Consider the following 552-nt stretch of genomic DNA (forward strand, 5'->3'; position numbering starts at 1 on the left):
GCAAATCCGTCATAACTCCGCTATTGCGCAACAAAGTTTTACCCAAGATATAACCATATCTAATAAAACTAATCGGGCATTACTTAAATCACAATGTTCTGATCCGAAGCAAGTCGATAGCTATTTTGATGAGAGCGGTAATTTAACCCAGCTTCTTAATAGGGATGCCATTATTTGGGATAGCCGTAATCATCTGAAAGCCACAAAAGAGATAATGGAAAGTGGGCATTTGTCTGAGGGTGAAACTTATCAATATAACAGTGCGAGCCAACGTGTGACGAAAATACGCGGGCGTAAAGCTGCTAACGGTGATTTAGAAAAAGTTACTACGCACTATTTACCGAATATTGAACAATGGGACGTGAGCACAAGTTCTGTGATAGAGAAATATGCCGTTGTACAAATTCAAGCAGGCACTAGTGCAAAAGTCAGAGCATTGTGTTGGGAAATTGGCACACCGAAAGGGATTGAAAATAACTCACTGCGTTATAGCTATGATGACGGTATTGGCAACAGTGGATTAGAAACCGATGGTAAAGGGCAATTAGTTAG

Annotated in this window: 1 pseudogene; it reads left to right on the forward strand. The window is 40.4% G+C overall.

From position 1 onward, the window contains the following. A pseudogene (locus M983_RS17685) lies at window positions 1-552 on the forward strand (RHS repeat protein); the annotation flags it as partial.

It is taken from the genome of Proteus myxofaciens ATCC 19692 (genome assembly GCF_001654855.1).
In the GTDB taxonomy this organism is placed as follows: Bacteria; Pseudomonadota; Gammaproteobacteria; order Enterobacterales; family Enterobacteriaceae; genus Proteus; species Proteus myxofaciens.